The following is a 20,748-nucleotide window of genomic DNA, read 5'->3' as shown; positions in this document are numbered from 1 at the left end:
CCCGCGCTGGCCGGTCCTTTGTCCCAGGGCGCGGGCGAGGAGTATCGCCGTGTCGCTGAAAATCAACGAGCTCTGCGTCAACTGCGACGTGTGCGAGCCGGCCTGCCCCAACCAGGCCATTGCGATGGGTGAAACCATCTACGTGATCGACCCTGCGCGCTGCACCGAATGCGTGGGTCATTTCGACGAGCCACAGTGCGTGGTCGTCTGCCCGGTCGAGTGCATCGACCCGGACCCGGAGATCGTGGAAACGGAAGACCAGCTGCTGGCCAAGCTGCGCCAGCTGCAGCACGATCACCCCGAACTCTACGCGGAGCCCCCATCCGAATGAAGACGCTGATCGTCCGCCCCCTGTTGCTGCTCGGCCTGCTGCTGAGCCCCATGGCCTGGGCTGACAGCCCGGCCCGTGCCGATCGCCCTGATGGCGCGGCCATTGCCAGCGGCCACGCACTGGCCACCCAGGCCGGCATCGACATCCTGGCGCAGGGCGGCAACGCCTTCGACGCTGCAGTGGCGGTGTCGTCCACGCTGGCGGTGGTCGAGCCGATCAGTTCCGGGTTGGGCGGCGGCGGCTTCTTCCTGCTGCACGACGCGGCCACCGGCAAGGATGTGATGCTGGATGCGCGCGAGACCGCCCCGGCCGCGGCGACCCCGCAGGCCTTCCTCGACAAGCAGGGCAACCTGGACCGTGATCGTTCGGTCAACGGTGCCTGGTCGGCGGGTATTCCCGGCCTGCCCGCAGCGCTGGTCGAGCTGTCAGCCAAGCATGGCAAGCTGCCGTTGTCGGCCTCGCTGCAGCCGGCGATCCGCATCGCGCGCGAAGGTTTCCCGGTGTACGACCGCATGGCCAAGGGCTACGCGTCGCGGCGTGAAGTGATGGAGCGCTATCCCGGCACGCGCGAGGTCTACCTGCGCAATGGCAAGCCGATCGCCAGCGGTGACCTGTTCAAGCAGCCGGAACTGGCGCAGACGCTGGAGCGCCTGGCCGCGGGTGGCTTTGATGGCTTCTACAAGGGCCAGACCGGAAAGCTGTTGCTGGCGGGCGTGAAGCAGGCTGGCGGCAAGTGGACCGCTGAAGAACTGGCCGGTTACCGCGTCAAGCAGCGCGAGCCGATCGTGTTCAACTACAACGGCTGGAAGATCACCACCGCGCCGCCGCCGTCGTCCGGTGGCATCGCGCTGGCCAGCATGCTGCAGATCCTGGAAGGCTGGGACATCAGGAAGATGGACCCGGCCCACCGCACCCACCTGGTGGTGGAGTCGATGCGCCGCGCCTACCGCGACCGCACCTTCTTCCTCGGCGATCCGGACTTCGTGCAGATCCCGCAGAAAGTGCTGACCAGCAAGGACTACGCACAGGGCCTGCGGGCGACCATCCATCCGGAGAAGGCCACGCCCAGCGACCTGCTGTCGGGCAACCCGACGCCGCTGGAAGATGACGAGACCACGCACTTCTCGATCATCGACCGCGACGGCAACCGCGTCGGCGCCACCCAGACCGTCAACCTGCTGTATGGGTCGGGGCTGATTCCCAAGGGCACCGGCGTGCTGCTGAACAACGAGATGGACGACTTCGCGCTGAAGCCGGGCACGCCCAATGCGTTCGGCGTGATGGGTTACGAGGCCAACGCGCCGAAGGCCGGCAAGCGCATGCTCAGCTCGATGACGCCGACCTTCATGGAGAACGCCGACAAGGTCGTGGTGCTGGGCACTCCGGGTGGCAGCCGCATCATCACCATGGTGCTGCTGGGCATCCTCGGCTACGACGACGGCCTGGATGCACAGCAGGTTGCCGCGCTGCCGCGCTACCACCACCAGTGGCTGCCGGACCTGATCGAAGCCGAGGACGATGCGTTCGACGCGGCGACGGTGAAGCAGTTGCAGGCGATGGGCCACAAGATCGACCTGCCGGGTGACGTCGCCGCAGGCGGCCGCGGTTCCAGTCACGTGTGGGGCAACCTGCAGACCGTGGAATGGGACCGCAAGGCGAACAAGCTGTTCGGCGGCAGCGACCCCCGCAACCCGGTGGGCAGCGCCCAGGTCGTGCCGGCACGCTGATCCGGTAGCGCCGGCTGCTGGCCGGCTATCCGTCAGATTACCGAAACCCCGCCTTTGCCGGCGGGGTTTTCTGTTTCCTTTCTAGCGATTATTTAACGGGCCGGCGCCGATAATCGACGCATGAAACTCTGGTCTATTCGCGGAAACTCGCAGCGCCTCGATGGCGGTGCGATGTTCGGCAACGCACCGCGTGCGTTGTGGGAAAAATGGGCGGCACCCGACGAGCTCAATCGCATCGAGCTGGCCTGCCGCGCACTGCTTGCCAGTCCGCTGGAAGGCAAGACCGTGCTGTTTGAAACCGGTATCGGGGCGTTCTTCGATCCGCGCATGCGCGAGCGCTACGGAGTGCAGGAAAGCCAGCACGTACTGATCGATTCGTTGCGCGAAGCCGGCTTCGAGCACGAGGATATCGATGTGGTGGTGCTCAGCCACCTGCATTTCGATCATGCTGGCGGCCTGCTGGCGGCATGGAGCGAAGGGCGTGAACCCGAGTTGCTGTTCCCCAACGCGACCTACGTGGTCGGTGCGCAGCATTGGCAGCGCGCCGTGCAGCCGCATCCGCGCGACCGTGCCAGCTTCATTCCGGAACTGCCGGGCCTGCTGCAGGCCAGTGGCCGGCTGGAAGTGGTGGACGGGGAGTACTCGAAGGCACTTGGCCGCAGCGTGCGCTTCAGCTACAGCGACGGGCATACGCCGGGACTGATGCTGGCCGAGATCGTCGGTCACGCGCATGCCGGCGAAAGTGCGCATGGTGGCGTGGTGTTCTGTGCCGACCTGATCCCGGGGCGCTCATGGGTACACGTGCCGATCACCATGGGCTACGACCGCAACGCCGAGCTGCTGATCGACGAGAAGCGGCAGTTCCTTGAAGACAAGCTGGCGCGCAACGTGCGGCTGTTCTTCACCCACGACCCGCAGGTGGCGCTGGCGCAGCTGGGTCGTGATGACAAGGGACGTTTCGTGACCCTGCACGAACAGGGCGAGCTGAAGGCGCGCGCCCTGGGGTAATGAAAAGGCCGGGCAATGCCCGGCCTTTCACTGACGGTGGCAGATCCAGCCATGCGTGGATGGCGTTCGATCCGGACGCGACGATTACGACGACTTCAGGCAGCTGCTCATGAAGGTCTTGCGCGCATCACCGGCCAGCTTCTTCGCGCCCGCGTCAGCGTTGCACTTGCGCATCCGTTCCTGCTGCGGATTGACCGCCTTGGTCTCGGCGGCGTGGCCGCTGAGGCAGGAGCTCTGCGCGGTCTTGTAGGCATCACCCTTCAAGCCCTTGTTCTTGGCCGAGCATTCGGCCATGCGCTGCTGCTGCGGGGTGGTGGCGTTGGCAGCCAGGGGCAGGCCGACCAGCAGGACGGCGGCCAGCAGGAAAGAGGCTTTCATCGGGAGCTCCAAGGGTGGCGGGTGCGCGGAGCATTCGCTTCGGGCCGGCAAGGCCACGTGAAGAATCACGCCAGTGCCGCGCCTGCTTGCGGCAACGTTCAGACCGGCGTATTACTTAGCCATATGGATAAGTATAATCCCGCCATTGAAGATGTCTTCCAGGCACTGGCCGACCCGACCCGTTGCGCGATCGTAGCGGCGCTGGGGCAGGGGCCGCGCACGGTGTCGATGCTGGCCGAACCCTTCGAGATGGCCTTGCCCTCACTGATGAAACACCTGGCCGTGCTGGAGCGCAGCGGCGTGGTGCGCAGCCACAAGCAGGGGCGCACACGCACCTGCGAACTGGTGCCGGCGCGGCTGGGCCAGGCCGAACAATGGCTCGCAGAACAGCGTGCGGCTTGGGAAGCGCGTTCCGATCGCATGGTCGATTTCGTCGAAACCCTTCACCGACAGGAGCAGGCTCACGGCTGGAGCCGCAGGTAACAACCCCGACACCGATCTGGTCATCAGCCGTGTGCTGAACGCACCGCGCGCCGCCTTGTGGCGGGCGTGGACCGACCCGGAACTGCTGCGCCAGTGGTGGTGCCCGAAGCCGTGGACCACCGAGGTGCGGGCATTCGACCTGCGCCCCGGCGGGGCCTTCCACACCTTCATGCAGGGCCCCGATGGCGGCAGGAGTGACAATCCGGGCAGTTTCCTGGAGATCGTGCCGCAGCAGCGCCTGGTGTTCACCCCGATGCTGGGTGCGGGCTGGCGACCGCAGTCACCCTGGCTGGGCTTTACCGCCGTGATCACGATGGAGGACGAGGAGCAGGGCTGCCGCTACACCGCGCGGGTGATGCACCCGGACAAGGCCCTGCGTGACCAGCATGAGCAGCTGGGCTTCTTCGACGGCTGGAACACCGCCATCGACCAGCTGGAAGCCTTCGCCGCCGGGCTGTAGGCAGGAATGCGGGGTGGTGGGATCAGAGCCCTTTCTGCGAAAGGGGTCCGACCCCCGCGATGTTGGGGTCAGATCCCTTTCGCTGTGAAAGGGCTCTGACCCCGGTTCAACGGATCAACCGACGCGGGTACCGAAGATGCGGTCGCCGGCGTCGCCCAGGCCCGGCAGGATGTAGCCCTTGTCGTTGAGCTGGGCATCGATGGCTGCGGTGTAGATCTCCACGTCCGGGTGCACGGCCTTGACCGCTTCGATGCCTTCCGGCGCGGCCACCAGGAAGATGCCCTTGATGCGGCGGGCACCGGCACGCTTGAGCATGTCGATGGTGGCGATCAGGGTGCCGCCGGTGGCCAGCATCGGGTCCAGGATCAGCGCGTCGCGCTCTTCCAGGCGGCCGGTCAGGCGCTCGAAGTAGGGCACCGGCTGCAGGGTTTCCTCGTCGCGCTGCAGGCCGACCACGCTGACACGGGCCGCCGGGATCAGCGACAGCACGCCGCTGAGCATGCCCAGGCCGGCACGCAGGATCGGCACCACGGTGATCTTGGCGCCGGCAATACGCTGCACCGTCACCGGGCCGGCCCAGCCGGGCAGGGTGTGCGGCTCGGTGTCCAGGTCGGCGGTGGCCTCGTAGGCCAGCAGCGTACCCAGCTCGTTGGCCAGTTCGCGGAAATCCTTGGTGCTGAGCGCAGCGTTGCGCATCAGGCCGATCTTGTGCTGCACCAGCGGGTGGCGCACTTCGACGATCTTCATGGTCGGGAAGGGGGGAAAGGAGAGAGGAGGCCATTTTGCCGGATTGGCGTGTCGAACCCCAAACCGGGCCTGGATCTGATGTACATGAAATGTGCAGGCGCATGTCACGGCCATGCAACCTTGCGGACATACCGTGCAGACCCATTCTTAACAGGAATGGGGATTCCCAGTGCATATCAAGACTCCGTTGGCCGTTGCCATCACCCTGACCCTGGCGATGGGGGCCGCGGCACCGCTGCAGGCTGCCGGGCAACAGGCGGTAGCCGCTACCGGCGCCGTGGCGGCCGACGCGGTCGACCTGGACCGTATCGAAGTGCGCGCCCAGCTCGAATCGCAGATCCGCGCGGTCGACCTCAAGCGCAGCAGCGACGCCATCGAGGACGCGGTGTCCTCCGATGCCCTGGGCCAGTATCCGGACAAGAACGTGGCCGAATCACTGCAGCGCCTGCCAGGCGTCAGCGTGACCCGCGACCAGGGCGAAGGCCGCTTCGTGGTCATTCGCGGCCTGGATGCCAATCTCAACAGCGTCAGCGTGGATGGCATCGCCATCGGTACGCCGGAAGATTCCAGCCGCGCCGCGCCGCTGGACGTGATCCCATCGGACTCCACCGAGCGCCTGCGCGTGGTCAAGTCGCCGACCCCGGACATGCCCGGTGATGCCATCGGCGGCGCCGTGCTGGTGGAATCGGCGTCGGCCTTCGACCGCGACGGCCGCAGCCTGCGCGGCAAGATCGAGGGCAGCCACCAGCAGCTGTCCGGCGAGACCAGCCCCAAGGCCGCCTTCAACTACAGCGAAGTGTTCAACGACACGTTCGGCGTGGCGCTGGGCGTGAACTACCAGAAGCGGAAGTTCGAGTCGGACAACACCGAAGTGGAATATGACGGCGAGGACGATGCCGCCCCCGGTGACGTGACCGCGATCAACCTGCAGCACCGCAAGTACGAGATCGAGCGCAAGCGCATCGGTGCCAACCTCAACCTCGACTGGCGCCCCAACGAAGACAGCACGTACTACCTGCGCACGCTGTACAGCCAGTTCGACGATGCGGAGACCCGCCAGCGCGTGATCTTCAACTTCGACGACGCGAAGATGGTCAAGACCGGCACCGACCAGTACCGGCTCGATGGCATGCCGAAGGACTCGATCGACAAGCGCATGCGCTACCGCACCAAGAAGGAGAACACCTTTGCGGCCAGTCTTGGTGGCGAGAACAAGCTGACCAACGCCGTGGTCGATTACCGGATCGGCTACACCCGTACCGAAGAGCGCGTGAACGACGAGATGGAGGCGCGCTTCAAGCTCAACGGCAAGGCCTTCAATGGCACCCTGGACCAGAGCAGCCGCCTGCCCAGCTACAGCTTCGATAACCCGCAGTGGCTGGACAACGGCAACTACGCGTTCGACCGCGTCGTGCTTTCGCCCAAGCAGGTGAACGACAAGGAACACAGCGCGCAGGTCAACGTGCGCTTCGACGGCGACAGCAGCAGCATCAAGTTCGGCCTGCTCGGCCGCTGGCGCGACCGCGACGTGAATGTCGATGAGCGCGAACTGCGCGTCGGCCCGAAGGTGGTGCTGTCGAGCTGGACCACCTCTTCGCCGGAGCATCGCCACGGCAACATGGGGGATGGCATGGACTCGGCTGCGATGCGCGCGCTCTGGGCCGCCAATGGTGGCCAGTACAGCGCCCGCCCGCAGGATGTCGGCGGCAATGCGATGACGTCGCTGGAAGAGGATTACGTGGCCAGCGAGGACATCTTCGCCAGCTATGCCATGGGTACCTGGGATGTGGGCGCGCTGCGCATCATCGGCGGCGTGCGCGTGGAGAACACCCGCTTCAAGGCAGTCGGCAACCAGGTGGACGTGGCCGCCAACGGCCGCAGCTTCACCGTCACCCCGCGCGTGGCCAACAGCAGCTACACCAACGTGCTGCCGGGCCTGCATCTGCGCTATGACGCGGCCGATGACTGGGTGCTGCGCGCCTCGGCCAACAAGACCGTATCGCGCCCGTCCTTCGGCGACGTCTCGCCGCGCGTGGGTTACAGCCGCGGTGACGAGGAAGTGCGCCTGGGCAACCCGGAACTGGATCCGTACGAGTCGAAGAACATCGACCTGTCGGTGGAGAAGTACATCGGCAGCAGCGGCATCGTTTCGCTGGGCCTGTTCCACAAGTCGATCGATGGCTACATCGTGGAGACCGTGCGGACCAATGATCCGGCCTACGGTGGATTCGACGTGACCCAGCCGATCAATGGTCGCAAGGCCACCGTGCGTGGCGCGGAGTTCAACTGGCAGCAGCAGCTGGCCTTCCTGCCGGAGGGCCTGGATGGCCTGCTGGTCGGTGCCAGTGGCACCTGGCTGGACACCACGTTCGATGCCGGCATCAAGGGACGTGAGGGCGAGGACTTCACCCTGCCGCGCGCTTCCAAGCATGTCTACAGCGCACACATCGGCTATGAAAAGTACGGTGTAAGCACGCGTCTGGCGGCCGTGTACCGCAGCGAGTATCTGGACAGCATCGGCAAGGGGCGTGCATTCGACATCTACGTGGCACCCAACACCCAGCTCGATTTCTCGCTGGACTACAAGTTCACCCCGCGCGTGAGCATGTACTTCGAAGCGCAGAACCTGCTGGACAAGCCGCTGGAGCTTTACCAGGGCACCCGCTCGCGCACCCTGCAGATGGAAGAGTACGGCCGCACCTATGCGCTGGGCCTGAAGGTGGCGCTGTGATGGGGCGTGGCGTCACTGTCCTGGCCGCCGCGCTGGCGGCTACGCTGGTCGCCGGCTGCACGCCGGCCACCGGCAACGATCCGGTTGCGGGAGCGGCCGCGCCGGCCGCCAATGGCGAGCGCGTGGTGAGCACCATCGCCGAAGCGTTCCTGTCACCGATGACCCCGGCCGACAACATCGACTCGCCGGCGGCCTGGCGCGCGCCGGACGGCGCGCTGTGGCTGATCGCCACCGCCAAGGCCACCGACAAGCTGGTGGTCTACGACGGCAGCACCGGCCAGCACCTGCGTGACGTCGGCAGCAGCGGCACCGCACCGGGGCAGTTCGACCGCCCAAACGGCATCGCGGTGACCGACGACCTGCTGTGGATCGTCGAGCGCGACAATCACCGCGTGCAGGTGCTGAGCCTGCCGGACTTCGCGCCGCTGGCGACCTTCGCTGCGGACGACCTGCGCAAGCCGTACGGTCTGTGGGTCGACCGCCGTGCCGATGGCTACAGCGTCTACGTCACCGATTCCTGGGACAACGGCGAGGATGCGCAGGGGCGTGACATCCTGCCGCCGCTGGCCGAGCTGGACAAGCGCGTGCGCCAGTACCATGTGACCCGCGACGGCGCGAAGGTCGAGGCGAAGCTGGTGGCCAGCATCGGCGATACCACCGAGGCCGGTGCACTGCGCGTGGTCGAGTCGATCTGGGGCGACCCCGAGAACGACCGGCTGCTGATTGCCGAAGAGGACGAGCGCTACGCCAGCGAGTTCAAGGTCTACACCCTGGCGGGCCGCTTCACTGGCACCACCTTTGGCCGCGACGTGTTCAAGGCCCAGGCCGAAGGCGTGACCCTGCGCACCTGCGGCAAGGACGGCTGGTGGATCACCACCGAACAGGGCAAGCAGCGCAGCGTGTTCCACCTGTTCGACCGGCACACGCTGAAGCCGGTCGGCGCGTTCCAGGGCAATACCGTGGCCAACACCGATGGCATCTGGATGATGCAGCAGCCCAGCGCGCGCTTCCCACACGGTGCGCTGTATGCAGTACATGACGACCAGGGCGTGGTGGCCTTCGATTGGGAGAGCATCGCCAAGCAGCTGGCGTTGCCGCTGGAGTGTGGCGCATGAGCGGGCAGTGCGTAATGCGCGCGCTGGCGCTGGGCCTGCTGCTGGCGCTGCCGTCGCTGTCGTTCGCGGCGGCCGAACCGAATACCCAGGTGCCGGCAGGTAGCCGCCACTACGCGGCGACGACGGTGCCGGACCGCATCGTCGCCTCGCCGGCGGTTGATTCCAGCCATGGGTTCGCCGTGGCCTGGCGTACCGACGACAGCGTGCAGGCGCCGCTGCTGGAAATCGCGCTGGCCGCAGATTCGCCGGCCATTGAAGGCATCCGCCAGGTGCGTGCGACGACCCGCGCGCTGCAGACCGAGAACGGTCTGTCGCACCACCATCGGGCAGATATCGATGGCCTGCAGCCGGATACCCAGTACGTCTACCGTGTGCAGGGCAATGGCAGCTGGAGCGCCTGGAACCAGCTGCGCACGCTGGCCAGCGCCGATCAGCCGCTGACCCTGCTGTACTTCGGCGATACCCAGAACAAGAACGTCAGCCATGTCAGCCGCGTGGTGCGCGCCGCGCAGAAGGCCGCGCCGCAGGCGCGCATGAGTCTGTTTGCCGGCGACCTGGTCAGCGGTGGCGACAACATGGATGACAGCGAGTGGGGTGAGTGGTTCGCTGCGACCAGTTGGCTGGCGCAGGAAACGCTGGTGGCGCCGGCCATCGGCAACCACGAGTACTTCGAGGAATTCGAGGACACCCCGCAGGAGCGCCGCGTGCTGGGCCGCCACTGGCCGGTGACGTTCGCGCTGCCGGGCAATGGCGCCACCGCCGCGCAGCAGACCAGCTACTGGTTCGATGCGCAGGGCGTGCGCGTGGCCGTGGTCGATGGCACATCGGCACTCGACCTCGGCACCGCCAAGGCGCAGGCACAGTGGCTGGACAAGGTGCTGACCGGCAATCGGCAGGCGTGGACCATCGTGCTGCTGCACCAGCCGTTCTACTCGCCGCGCGAAGGGCGCGAGAACGCCGCGTTGCGTGACGTGCTGCTGCCGGTGGTACGCCGCCACAACGTCGATCTGGTGCTGCAGGGCCATGACCACACCTATGGCCGCCGTGGCGAAGGGCAGGCCGCGACGCCGCAGTATGTGGTGACCGTGGCCGGACCGAAGCAGTACCGCCTTTCCGACGAAGCGCGCAGGACGATGGACCCGGTGGCCGAGGACACCCAGCTGTTCCAGGTGCTGAACATCGACCCGCAGCACCTGCGCTATGAAGCACGCACCGTGACCGGCCGTCTTTACGATGCCTTCGAATTGCGTCGTGATGCCAAGGGTGGAAAGCAGCGCACGGAGTTGACCGAAGGCCGCATCACGCCACGCGACTGCCCGCGTGCGCAGACCGCCAAGGGTCGCGCCGACCGCTGCTGGGAATGAGGAGACGCCGATGACCACACCCCGCCGCATCATTCCATTGGCTGCCATCGGCGCGTCCCTGCTGTTGCTGGCCAGTGCGGTAACCGCCGCCGATACCGTGCTGCATCCCTTCCTGGTCGCCCAGCCGGCGCAGGCCCCGCAGGAGGTGAACCTGGCGGTGGAGATCCCGGCCGGCAGCTTCACCAAGTACGAGATCAAGGAAGACGGCCTGGTGCACGTGGACCGCTTCCAGTCGATGCCGGTCGCCTATCCGGCCAACTACGGCTCGATGCCGCGCACCCTGGCCGGCGACAACGATCCGCTGGATGCACTGGTGTTGACCCGCGAACCGCTGCATCCGGGCGTGATCGTGCGTTTCCGGCCGATCGGTTACCTGAAGATGATCGATGGCGGCGAGCACGACGAGAAGATCATCGGGGTGCCGACCGACAAGGTCGACCCGACCTACGCCAACATCCGCGACCTGGCGGACCTGCCGGAGGCCGAACGGCAGCGGATCGAAGCGTTCTTCCGCGTCTACAAGGACCTGCCGGCCGGGCGCAACCCGGTGCAGCTCAATGGCTGGGGCAACGCCGCCGAGGCACGGTCAGTGATCCGCGAGGCCATGCAGCGGTTCAAGCACTAGAACCCCGCCGTGGGTGGCCGGACGCGCGCATCACCTTCACCGCCCCTGGCTATCATGTCCGCCTTCCACATCGAAGGCGGTGCATGTGTCGGTAGCGTTGGTATGGTTCCGCCGTGATCTGCGGCTGCAGGACAATCCGGCCCTGCAGGCCGCGCTGGATGCGGGTCACGACGTGGTGCCGGTCTATCTCCACGCGCCGCACGAGGAAGGGGACTGGGTGCCTGGCGCGGCCTCCGATGCATGGCGCCACCGTTCACTGGGTGCCTTGGACGCCGACCTGCGCACGCGCGGTTCCTCGCTGGTGCTGCGTAGCGGTGACAGCCTGCCGGCCCTGCAGTTGCTGATCGGGCAGACCGGCGCCGAGGCGGTGTACTGGAACCGCAAGTACGAGCCGGCCACCCAGCCACGCGACGCCACCATCAAGCGCACGCTGCGTGAGCAGGGCATCGACGCGCAGAGCTGCAATGGCAGTCTGTTGTTCGAGCCCTGGGACATCGCGACACAGCAGGGTCAGCCGTACAAGGTGTTCACTCCGTACTGGCGCAACGTACTCAGTCATTGGCGCCTGCCGACGCTGAGTGCCGCGCCGAAGGCACTGACCGCGCACTCGGTCGACGGCCTCGCATTGGACGAGCTGCGGCTCGCGCCCACGCTGGACTGGGATTCCGGCTTCTGGGAGCACTGGCAGCCGGGCGAGGCCGGCGCGCTGGAGGCGTTGTCCGTGTTCGAGGACGGCGCGTTGCGCGGTTACCGCGAGCAGCGTGACCTGCCGGACCGGGTCGGCACCTCGCGGCTGTCGCCGCATCTGCATTTCGGCGAGATTGCACCGTGGCGCATCGCGCATGCGCTGGAGAGATTGCGCAGTGCCGGCACTGACGCCGACATCGACGGCTATCTGCGGCAACTGGGCTGGCGCGATTTCGCCTACCACCTGTTGCATCACTTCCCGAAGACGCCGACCGACAACCTCAATCCGCGTTTCGACCGCTTCCCTTGGGCCACGCCCACTGCAGCGCAACTGCATGACTGGCAGCGCGGCAACACCGGCGTGCCGATCGTCGATGCGGGCCTGCGCGAGCTGTGGCACACCGGCTACATGCACAACCGGGTACGGATGATTGTTGCCAGCTACCTGTGCAAGCACCTGCGTGCGCACTGGCTGCATGGCGCGCGCTGGTTCTGGGACACCCTGGTCGATGCCGACCTGGCCAACAACACGATGGGCTGGCAGTGGGTGGCAGGCACCGGCGCCGACGCGGCCCCGTACTTCCGGGTGTTCAACCCGGTCACCCAGGCCGAGAAGTTCGACCCGCAGGCCCGCTACATCAGCCGCTGGGTGCCCGAACTGGCGGCGCTGCCGGTGAAAGCGCGCTTCGCGCCGTGGCAGCATCCGCTGCTGCTGGCGGCGCATGCCCCGCGCTATCCGCGTACGCCGCTGGTGGATCTGGCCGTCGGCCGCGATGCTGCGCTGGCCGCCTACCGGCAGACGGGGGCTGGGTAAAGCGCGGGCTGAGCGTTCCAGTCAGTTAGCTGAACGCGGCCCTGTTGCCGCGACCGATCATCATCCCGACATCGCATCGGGCTGTTTATTCTCTTTGCGCCCGTAAGCCGCCGACCCGACCGGAAAACAAGGAGAACCACATGATCCGCAACACCACCCGCAACGTCGCACTGGCCCTGATGAGTGCGGCCGTCCTGTCGGCCTGCGCCACCGGCGGCTCCTATGTGCAGAGCGACCAGTACGGCAACCCGACCGAACAGCAGAACCGTACCGGCCGCAACGCGCTGATCGGTACCGCCATCGGTGTGGCTGCCGGCCTGCTGACCGGCGACAGCGCCACCGAGCGTCGTCAGCACGCACTGATCGGTGCCGGTATCGGTGCGCTCAGCGGCGCCGCCGTCGGCCAGTACCAGGATCGCCAGGAACGCGCGCTGCGCGAGCGCACCGCCAACACCGGCATCGATGTGCAGCGCCAGGGCGACAACATCATGCTGAACCTGCCGGACGGCATCACCTTCGACTTCGGCAAGGCCACCCTGAAGCCGCAGTTCTACGGCTCGCTCAACGGTGTGGCCGGTACGCTGCGCGAGTACAACCAGACCATGATCGAAGTGGTGGGCCACACCGACAGCATCGGCAGCGACGCGGTCAACAACCGCCTGTCGAAGGAACGCGCCGATTCGGTGGCGCAGTACCTGATCGGCCAAGGCGTGCAGAGCGTGCGCATCGAAACGCTGGGGGCCGGCAAGTCGTATCCGATTGCCGACAACAGCACCGATGCCGGCCGTGCCAAGAACCGTCGCGTTGAAATCCGCGTGATTCCGCTCAAGCAATAACGCGTAGCGTTGTTGCTGTTCCGGCCTGGCCGGAACGAAAATGCCGCCCTTGCAGGCGGCATTTTCTGTAGGTGCCGAGCTTGCTCGGCACGCCGATAGCGCTTCCGGTTGAGGCTTCTCCGAAAGGCGCCGACCAAGGTCGGCATCTACCGAAAGCCACGCAGCCGGAACGAAAATGCCGCCCTTGCAGGCGGCATTTTTGTGGGTGCCGAGCTTGCTCGGCACGCCGACAGCATTCCCGTTCGCGGCTTCTCCGAACGGCGCCGACCAAGGTCGGCATCTACCGAAAGCCACGCAGCCGGAACGAAAATGCCGCCCTTGCAGGCGGCATTTTCTGTAGGTGCCGAGCTTGCTCGGCACGCCGATAGCGCTTCCGGTTGCGGCTTCTCCGAACGGCGCCGACCAAGGTCGGCATCTACCGAAAGCCATCGGCCGGAACGAAAATGCCGCCCTTGCAGGCGGCATTTTTGTGGGTGCCGAGCTTGCTCGGCACACCGACAGCGTTCCCGTTCGCGGCTTCTCCGAACGGCGCCGACCAAGGTCGGCATCTACCGGACGCCCGGCGCAGCGGGAAGGAAATGCCGCAACTCATCTCCTGGTAGATGCCGACCTTGGTCGGCGCGGTTCCAACCGCAGTCGAGCATGGCTCGCCTCTACGAAATCCGGTTACGCCGCCGAGGCGGCGACCTTCTCCAGGATGCGCTTGCCGCTGCTCTCCAACGCCGCGTCTTCCTGGGCCTTCTGCTGCTGTGCCAGCTTCGCACCCGGGCACTGCGCCAGCATGTAGTTGGCGTCGAAGTTGAGCTTTTCCACCAGGAAATCGACGAACGCCCGCACCTTCGGCGAGACCAGGCGGCCACCGGCGAACACGGCGTTGAAGTCCACTTCCGGGCCGGTCCAGCCGGCCAGCACGCGCCGTACCATGCCGGACTCCACGAACGGCTTGGCCATCACATCACCGGTCAGCAGCAGGCCTTCGCCACACACCAGTGCACCATTAAGCGCAGACATGTCGTTGGCGGTCATCAGCGGGGTGACCGGGAAGTCACGCAGCTCGCCGCCGTTCTCGCCCAGCTGCCAGGTGAAGCGCGGTGAATTGCCAGTGTGATACGGCTTGCGCATCGCCAGGATGCGATGGAACTGCAGTTCTTCCGGATGCAGCGGCTCACCATAGCGCTCGATGTAGGCCGGGCTGGCGAACACCTGCGTGCGCAGGCTGCCCAGCTTGCGCGCGACTAGGTTGGAATCGGGCAGGGCGCCCACACGCAGCGCCAGATCCGCTTCGCCGGCAATCAGGTCCAGCTTCTCGTTGCCCATGTGCATGTCCAGGCGGATTTCCGGATACTGCGCATGGAACTGGCCCAGCAGCGGGGCGATCCAGGTGATGCCGATCGAATAGGGCACGGTGAAGCGCAGCCAGCCGCGCGGGCCGGACTGCAACTGGCTCACCGCGCTTTCGGCTTCTTCCAGCTCGCGCGCGATGCGCTGGCAATGCTCGTGGTAGATCGAGCCGGCTTCGGTCAGGCCGAGGCGGCGGGTGGTCCGGTGCAGCAGCCGCGCGCCCAGGCGCGTTTCCAGCTCCTGCACTTTGCGGCTGACCGTGGTCTTGGGCAGGCCGAGCGATTTGGCAGCGGCAATGAAACTGCCTTGCTCGACCACCTTGACGAAGATCAGCGTCTCGTTGAGATCGTGGGACATGGTCGGGGATCCTGGACGTCGGGGATGGGACAATCGTGACAGAACGATTGGACCGGGAGCGGGATGATTATTCCCCTTAATCAGGACTAATCAAGTAAAGGTTTGAGGTCTATCGTGGCGCCATTCGTGAAATGGAGCCCCCTCGCCATGAGCCTGCGCAACATTCTTGCCCGCTTCCGGCATGTCGGCCAGAACACCCTGGACCTGGCGATGACCGTCGAAGCCCGTCCGAGTTCCTTGGTACACAAGGACTTTCGTGAGTTTACCGCGCCCATGCGTCAGCAGCGTGGCGGTGCCATCCGCCTGGCCCCGCACAAGGGTGACCGGCTGCGCCGGATCGGGACTATCCCGGATTTGGGAGGAAATGTCCCGTGAATGGGATACTGACGCCCGAAGTCCTGGTCCTCGGCGGCACAGGTGCCGTCGGCCAGGGCGTGGTCGGCGCATTGCTGGAAGCCGGCAGCCCGGTGCTGGTGGTTGGCCGCGACCCGGGTCGGCTGGCGGCGCTGCATGAGCAGTTCGCCGACGAGCCCGGCCTGGAGACGCTGCTGGGCTCGCTCAGCGATGACGGCTCGGCGCGTGCCTTGGCCGAACGCATCGCGCAGCGCCCCCGTCCGCTGGCGGCGGTCATCGCCGCAATGGGTGGCCCCTACCGTCGCGGCCGGGTGACCGACCGCAATGGCGAAGAGCTGTTGGGGGCGATGCAGGCCGATCTGATGCCGCACGTGCACGCGGTGCGTCACCTGCTGCCGCTGCTGCAGGACAACGTGCATGCGCGCCGCTACGTGATGATCGGCAGCCCCGCCAACGCCAAGCCCTGGGCGGGTTACGGCGAGACCTCGATCACCACCGCCGCGCTGCGCATGTACGCGCAGGTGGTGCACCAGGAAGCGCAGGCACTGGGTGTGCGCGCGCAGATGCTGGAAGTCTGCAGTCCGGTGTGCACCCCGGCCAACGCGGCCAATGCGTGCATCGAGTGGCCAAGCTCGTTGCTGGTCGGTCGTCGTGTGGTCTCCCTGCTGGACGGCTGCCGCGACAACCGCGCCATCGTCCGCTGCGACAGCAGCGATGCCGAACTGCCGCGCGGCCTGCTGCACCTGGATGTCCCTCCACTGTGGCGCGATACCGCGGGCATCGCTTGACCTCGACCATGGTTGAGGTCGCAGTATGCGCCGCCGATTTTTGCAACACGTTCTCATATAGCTGTACCACCCCTCCGTACGGATGCATGCCATGACTTCCCCCAATACCACCCCACATCGTTTCGGCCATCGCATCGCGATGGTCGGCGTGTCGATCCTCGCCGCGGCCGTGCTTGCGGCCTGCAGCGGCGGCCATGCCGAAGAGGCCGGTGCTCCGCCGCCGCCGCAGGTCAGCGCCGCGCCGGTGCTGGTCAAGCAGGTCAGCCAGTGGGACGAGTTCAGCGGCCGCGTCGAAGCGGTGCAGAGCGTTGAACTGCGCCCGCGCGTGTCCGGCTACATCGACAAGGTCAACTACGTCGAAGGCCAGGAAGTGAAGAAGGGCGAAGTGCTCTTCACCATCGACGCGCGCAGCTACCAGGCCGAGTACGATCGCGCGGCCGCCGAGCTGGCCCGCGCCCGCACCCAGGCCACGCTGGCCCGCAGCGAGTCCGAGCGTGCCAAGCGGCTGTCCGAGCAGCAGGCGATCTCCACCGAGACCGCCGAGCAGCGCCGTGCGGCTGCCGACCAGTCCGGTGCTGCCGTGCAGGCGGCGCAGGCTGCGTTGGATGCGGCCCGCCTCAACCTGGAGTTCACCAAGGTGCGTGCACCGATCGACGGCCGTGCCGGCCGCGCGATGGTCACCGCCGGCAACCTGGTCACCGCCGGCGACAGCGCCAGCGTGCTGACCACGCTGGTCTCGCTGGATACCGTGTTCGTCTACTTCGATGCCGACGAAAGCACGTTCCTGCGCTACGCCCAGATGGCACGCAAGGGCGAGCGCCCCAGCGAGCGTGACAGCGCGCTGCCGGTGAAGGTCGGCCTGTCCGGCGAAGAGGGCTACCCGCATGCGGGCAAGGTCGACTTCCTCGACAACCAGGTGGCGCGCAGCACCGGCACCATCCGCGTCCGTGCGCTGCTGGACAACGCCGACCGCCAGTTCACGCCGGGCCTGTTCGCCCGCGTGCAGCTGCTTGGCAGCGGCCAGTTCCAGGCCATGCTGATCGATGACAAGGCCGTGCTGACCGACCAGGACCGCAAGTACGTCTACGTGGTCGACAAGGATGGCAAGGCCCAGCGCCGCGACATCCAGCTCGGCCGCACCGCCGACGGCCTGCGCATTGTCGAGCACGGCCTTGCCGCCGGCGACAAGGTGATCATCGACGGCGTGCAGAAGGTCTTCATGCCGGGCATGCCGGTGCAGGCCAAGGCCGTGGCGATGCAGCCGCAGGCTGCGCCGCCGGCACCGGGCCGTGATGCGACTGCCGCACTGAACCACTGATCCGCGTCCCCGCTTAGCTGCCGGCGCCAGCGGCAGCCTTCCCTGCCTTCGTCATCCCGGCGAGGGGCAGGGTGGCTGTTGCCCGCCGAACGCCTTTCCCAGGAATTCCTCCATGGACTTTTCCCGTTTCTTCATCGACAGGCCGATCTTCGCGGCGGTGCTGTCGATCGTGATCTTCGCCGCAGGCCTGATCACGATTCCAATCCTGCCGATCAGCGAGTACCCCGAAGTGGTGCCGCCGTCGGTGGTCGTGCGCACGGTGTATCCGGGCGCCAACCCCAAGGTCATTGCCGAGACCGTCGCCACGCCGCTTGAAGAAGCGATCAACGGCGTCGAAGGCATGATGTACCTGAAGTCGGTTGCCGGCTCGGACGGCGTGCTGCAGATGACCGTCACCTTCCGCCCGGGTACCGATCCGGACGCGGCGGCGGTGAAGGTGCAGAACCGCGTGGCGCAGGCGCAGGCGCGCCTGCCCGAGGACGTGCGCCGGCAGGGGGTGACTACGCAGAAGCAGTCGCCGACCTTCCTGATGGTGGTGCACCTGACCTCGCCGCAAGGCAAGTACGACACCCTGTACCTGCGCAACTACGCCCGCCTGCACGTCAAGGATGCGCTGGCGCGTATTCCGGGCGTGGGTGACGCGCAGATCTTCGGCGGCGGCGACTACGCCATGCGTGCCTGGCTGGATCCGGACAAGGTGGCTTCGCGCGGCCTGACCGCCAGCGATGTGGTGCGTGCCATGCGCGAGCAGAACGTGCAGGTGTCGGCCGGCCAGCTCGGTGCCGAACCGTTGCCGAACAGCCAGTTCCTGACCCTGATCAACGCCCAGGGCCGCCTGAAGACCGAAAAGGAATTCGGCGACATCGTGCTCAAGAGCGGAACCGATGGCGAGATCGTGCGCCTGGCCGACGTGGCCCGCCTTGAACTGGGTGCCGGTGACTACACCCTGCGCTCGCAGCTGGATGGCAAGAACGCGGTCGGTATCGGTATCTTCCAGTCGCCCGGTGCGAATGCGCTGGAGATCCGTGACCAGGTCATCTCGACGATGGACGAGATGCAGAAGACCATGCCGGCCGACGTGAAGTACGAAGCGGTGTATGACACCACCATCTTCGTGCGCGACTCGATCAAGGCCGTGGTCTCCACGCTGCTGGAAGCCATCGCCCTGGTGGTGCTGGTGGTGATCCTGTTCCTGCAGACCTGGCGTGCCTCGATCATCCCGTTGATCGCGGTGCCGGTGTCGGTGGTGGGTACCTTCGCCGCGCTGTATCTGCTGGGCTTCTCGATCAACACGCTGAGCCTGTTCGGCCTGGTGCTGGCGATCGGCATCGTGGTCGACGACGCGATCGTGGTGGTGGAGAACGTCGAGCGCAACATCGAGGAAGGCCTGTCACCCACCGCTGCGGCCCACCAGGCCATGCGTGAAGTGTCCGGCCCGATCGTGGCGATCGCGCTGGTGCTGTGTGCCGTGTTTGTGCCGATGGCCTTCCTGTCCGGCGTCACCGGCCAGTTCTACAAGCAGTTCGCAGTCACCATCGCCATCTCCACGGTGATCTCGGCGATCAACTCGCTGACCCTGTCGCCGGCCCTGGCCGCGCGTCTGCTGAAAGCCCATGGTGCTCCGAAGGATGCGCCGAGCCGCCTGATCGACCGCCTGTTCGGCTGGGTGTTCCGTCCGTTCAACCGCTTCTTCAAGTCCAGCTCGGAGAAGTACGAGCGTGGCGTAGCCCGCATCCTCGGCCGTCGTGGCGCGGTATTCGTGGTCTACGCGATCCTGCTGGTCGGTACCGGCGTGATCTTCAAGCTGGTGCCGCCGGGCTTCATCCCGACCCAGGACAAGCTGTACCTGATCGCCGGTGTAAAGCTGCCGGAAGGTTCGTCGATCGCGCGCACCGATGAAATGCTGCGCAAGGTCGCCAAGATCGCCCAAGAAACCGATGGCGTGGCCCACACCATCTCGTTCCCGGGTCTGAACGCGCTGCAGTTCACCAACACGCCGAACACCGGTGTGGCGTTCATCCCGCTCAAGCCGTTCGCCGAGCGCCATGGCCGCACCGCCGCACAGATCAATGCCGAGATCAACCAGAAGATCGCCGGCCTGCAGGAAGGCTTCGCGTTCGCGATGATGCCGCCGCCGATCCTCGGCCTGGGCAACGGCAACGGCTACCAGATGTTCATCGAGGACCGTGGCAACCTGGGTTACGGCGCGCTGCAGAATGCGGTGCAGGCAATGCAGGGCACCGTTGCGCAGACGCCGGGCATGGCCTTCCCGATCAGCAGCTACCAGGCCAACGTGCCGCAGCTGGATGCCGAAGTGGACCGCGTCAAGGCCAAGGCGCAGGGCGTGCAGCTCACCGAGCTGTTCGACACCCTGCAGACCTACCTCGGTTCGGCCTACGTCAACGACTTCAACCAGTTCGGCCGTACCTGGCAGGTGATCGCCCAGGCCGACGGTCCGTTCCGCGAGACGGTCGAGGACATCGGCAAGCTGCGTACCCGCAACGACCGCGGCGAAATGGTGCCGATCGGTTCGATGGTCACCATCAAGCAGACCTTCGGCCCGGACCCGGTGCTGCGCTTCAATGGCTATCCGGCAGCAGACCTGGCCGGTGAGGCCGACCCGCGCCTGCTGTCCTCGGCCGAGGCGATGAACAAGCTGACCGAGATCGCCGGCAAGGTGCTGCCGGTGGGCATGACCACCGAATGGACCGACCTGAGCTACCAGCAGGCGACCCAGGGCAAGGCGGCCTTCATCGTGTTCCCGGTGGCGATCATGCTGGCCTTCCTGGTGTTGGCCGCGCTGTACGAGAGCTGGTCGCTGCCGCTGGCGGTGATCCTGATCGTGCCGATGACCCTGCTGTCCGCGCTGTTCGGCGTGTGGCTGACCGGTGGCGACAACAACGTGTTCGTGCAGGTCGGCCTGGTGGTGCTGATGGGCCTGGCGTGCAAGAACGCGATCCTGATCGTCGAATTCGCCAGAGAGCTGGAGATGGGCGGCAAGGGCATCGTTGAAGCCGCGCTGGAAGCCTGCCGCCTGCGTCTGCGCCCGATCGTGATGACCTCCATCGCCTTCATCGCCGGTACCGTGCCGCTGGTGCTGTCGCATGGTGCGGGTGCCGAGGTGCGCTCGGTGACCGGTATCACCGTGTTCGCCGGCATGCTGGGCGTGACCCTGTTCGGCCTGTTCCTCACCCCGGTGTTCTACGTGGCCCTGCGCAAGTTCGTCACCCGCAACGGCGGTGGCCAGCTGGTGCAGCACGGCGAGCCGACCATCCACCACTGAC

Annotated in this window: 18 protein-coding genes; 15 read left to right on the top strand and 3 right to left on the bottom strand. The window is 66.4% G+C overall.

The genetic code is table 11. The annotated features are described in order from the left end of the window. Positions 1-49 precede the first annotated feature (49 nt). From AC5QAB_RS14065 to AC5QAB_RS14055, 3 genes are all read left to right on the top strand, one after another. Positions 50-331, top strand: a complete 282-nt coding sequence (locus tag AC5QAB_RS14065; RefSeq protein WP_004153175.1) for a YfhL family 4Fe-4S dicluster ferredoxin — start codon at positions 50-52, stop codon at positions 329-331. Then, positions 328-2,058 carry a gamma-glutamyltransferase gene (ggt, locus tag AC5QAB_RS14060; protein WP_014646774.1) on the top strand — a complete coding sequence of 577 codons (1,731 nt, stop codon included), beginning with the start codon at positions 328-330 and terminating at the stop codon, positions 2,056-2,058. Before AC5QAB_RS14065 ends, ggt begins: the two co-directional genes overlap by 4 nt. 120 nt (positions 2,059-2,178) lie before the next feature. Then, positions 2,179-3,066: an MBL fold metallo-hydrolase gene (locus AC5QAB_RS14055; protein WP_019338337.1), complete on the top strand. Its 888-nt coding sequence runs from the start codon at positions 2,179-2,181 to the stop codon at positions 3,064-3,066. Positions 3,067-3,150: 84 nt separating this feature from the next. On the opposite strand, the gene AC5QAB_RS14050 is transcribed toward AC5QAB_RS14055, so the two are convergent. Further along, positions 3,151-3,444: a PsiF family protein gene (locus AC5QAB_RS14050; protein WP_046430010.1), complete on the bottom strand. Its 294-nt coding sequence runs from the start codon at positions 3,442-3,444 to the stop codon at positions 3,151-3,153. A 57-nt stretch (positions 3,445-3,501) separates the two neighbouring features. On the opposite strand from AC5QAB_RS14050, the gene AC5QAB_RS14045 reads away from it, so the two are divergent. Together AC5QAB_RS14045 and AC5QAB_RS14040 are read left to right on the top strand one after the other, a co-directional pair. Further along, positions 3,502-3,927, top strand: a complete 426-nt coding sequence (locus tag AC5QAB_RS14045) for an ArsR/SmtB family transcription factor (RefSeq protein ID WP_495233459.1) — start codon at positions 3,502-3,504, stop codon at positions 3,925-3,927. Between the two features lie 31 nt (positions 3,928-3,958). Then, entirely contained in the window at positions 3,959-4,387 is a 429-nt protein-coding gene (locus tag AC5QAB_RS14040; protein ID WP_495233458.1) for an SRPBCC family protein, read from the top strand. A gap of 114 nt (positions 4,388-4,501) precedes the next feature. On the opposite strand, the gene upp is transcribed toward AC5QAB_RS14040, so the two are convergent. Then, positions 4,502-5,134, bottom strand: coding sequence for a uracil phosphoribosyltransferase (gene upp, locus AC5QAB_RS14035; protein ID WP_005409099.1), 633 nt, complete (start codon positions 5,132-5,134; stop codon positions 4,502-4,504). Between the two features lie 217 nt (positions 5,135-5,351). On the opposite strand from upp, the gene AC5QAB_RS14030 reads away from it, so the two are divergent. The 6 genes from AC5QAB_RS14030 to AC5QAB_RS14005 all read left to right on the top strand — a co-directional run bounded on the left by AC5QAB_RS14030 (position 5,352) and on the right by AC5QAB_RS14005 (position 13,306). Beyond that, positions 5,352-7,865, top strand: coding sequence for a TonB-dependent receptor (locus AC5QAB_RS14030; RefSeq protein ID WP_401733302.1), 2,514 nt, complete (start codon positions 5,352-5,354; stop codon positions 7,863-7,865). Beyond that, positions 7,865-8,980 carry an NHL repeat-containing protein gene (locus tag AC5QAB_RS14025; RefSeq protein ID WP_032959149.1) on the top strand — a complete coding sequence of 372 codons (1,116 nt, stop codon included), beginning with the start codon at positions 7,865-7,867 and terminating at the stop codon, positions 8,978-8,980. Before AC5QAB_RS14030 ends, AC5QAB_RS14025 begins: the two co-directional genes overlap by 1 nt. Further along, the gene (locus AC5QAB_RS14020; protein WP_053496001.1) at positions 8,977-10,344 is read left to right on the top strand and encodes a purple acid phosphatase family protein; all 1,368 of its coding nucleotides are present in this window, start codon (positions 8,977-8,979) and stop codon (positions 10,342-10,344) included. Before AC5QAB_RS14025 ends, AC5QAB_RS14020 begins: the two co-directional genes overlap by 4 nt. A 10-nt stretch (positions 10,345-10,354) precedes the next feature. Then, the gene (locus AC5QAB_RS14015) at positions 10,355-10,969 is read left to right on the top strand and encodes an inorganic diphosphatase (RefSeq protein WP_134967025.1); all 615 of its coding nucleotides are present in this window, start codon (positions 10,355-10,357) and stop codon (positions 10,967-10,969) included. An 85-nt stretch (positions 10,970-11,054) separates the two neighbouring features. Next, the gene (locus AC5QAB_RS14010) at positions 11,055-12,470 is read left to right on the top strand and encodes an FAD-binding domain-containing protein (protein ID WP_197561311.1); all 1,416 of its coding nucleotides are present in this window, start codon (positions 11,055-11,057) and stop codon (positions 12,468-12,470) included. A 140-nt stretch (positions 12,471-12,610) separates the two neighbouring features. Next, on the top strand, positions 12,611-13,306 hold the full coding sequence (locus AC5QAB_RS14005; protein WP_014646784.1) for a YiaD family glycine zipper/OmpA-like lipoprotein: 696 nt from the start codon (positions 12,611-12,613) through the stop codon (positions 13,304-13,306). Positions 13,307-13,972: 666 nt separating this feature from the next. Here the strand turns inward: AC5QAB_RS14005 and AC5QAB_RS14000 are convergent. Then, positions 13,973-15,004 (bottom strand): LysR family transcriptional regulator, encoded by a 1,032-nt coding sequence (locus AC5QAB_RS14000; protein ID WP_005416157.1) that lies wholly within the window; start codon positions 15,002-15,004, stop codon positions 13,973-13,975. Positions 15,005-15,151: 147 nt separating this feature from the next. Here AC5QAB_RS14000 and AC5QAB_RS13995 point away from each other — a divergent pair, with 147 nt between their 5' ends. The 4 genes from AC5QAB_RS13995 to AC5QAB_RS13980 all read left to right on the top strand — a co-directional run bounded on the left by AC5QAB_RS13995 (position 15,152) and on the right by AC5QAB_RS13980 (position 20,747). Further along, a complete protein-coding gene (locus AC5QAB_RS13995; RefSeq protein WP_041863314.1) occupies positions 15,152-15,379 on the top strand; it encodes a hypothetical protein in 228 nt (75 codons plus the stop codon). Next, a complete protein-coding gene (locus tag AC5QAB_RS13990; protein ID WP_075077055.1) occupies positions 15,376-16,146 on the top strand; it encodes an SDR family NAD(P)-dependent oxidoreductase in 771 nt (256 codons plus the stop codon). Before AC5QAB_RS13995 ends, AC5QAB_RS13990 begins: the two co-directional genes overlap by 4 nt. A gap of 91 nt (positions 16,147-16,237) precedes the next feature. After that, a complete protein-coding gene (locus AC5QAB_RS13985; RefSeq protein WP_069117195.1) occupies positions 16,238-17,464 on the top strand; it encodes an efflux RND transporter periplasmic adaptor subunit in 1,227 nt (408 codons plus the stop codon). Between the two features lie 112 nt (positions 17,465-17,576). Next, the gene (locus tag AC5QAB_RS13980; RefSeq protein WP_053495139.1) at positions 17,577-20,747 is read left to right on the top strand and encodes an efflux RND transporter permease subunit; all 3,171 of its coding nucleotides are present in this window, start codon (positions 17,577-17,579) and stop codon (positions 20,745-20,747) included. Position 20,748 lies beyond the last annotated feature (1 nt).

The organism is Stenotrophomonas sp. YJH_SMC_127, from assembly GCF_059372445.1.
This window is presented reverse-complemented; position numbering and strand designations above follow the sequence as displayed.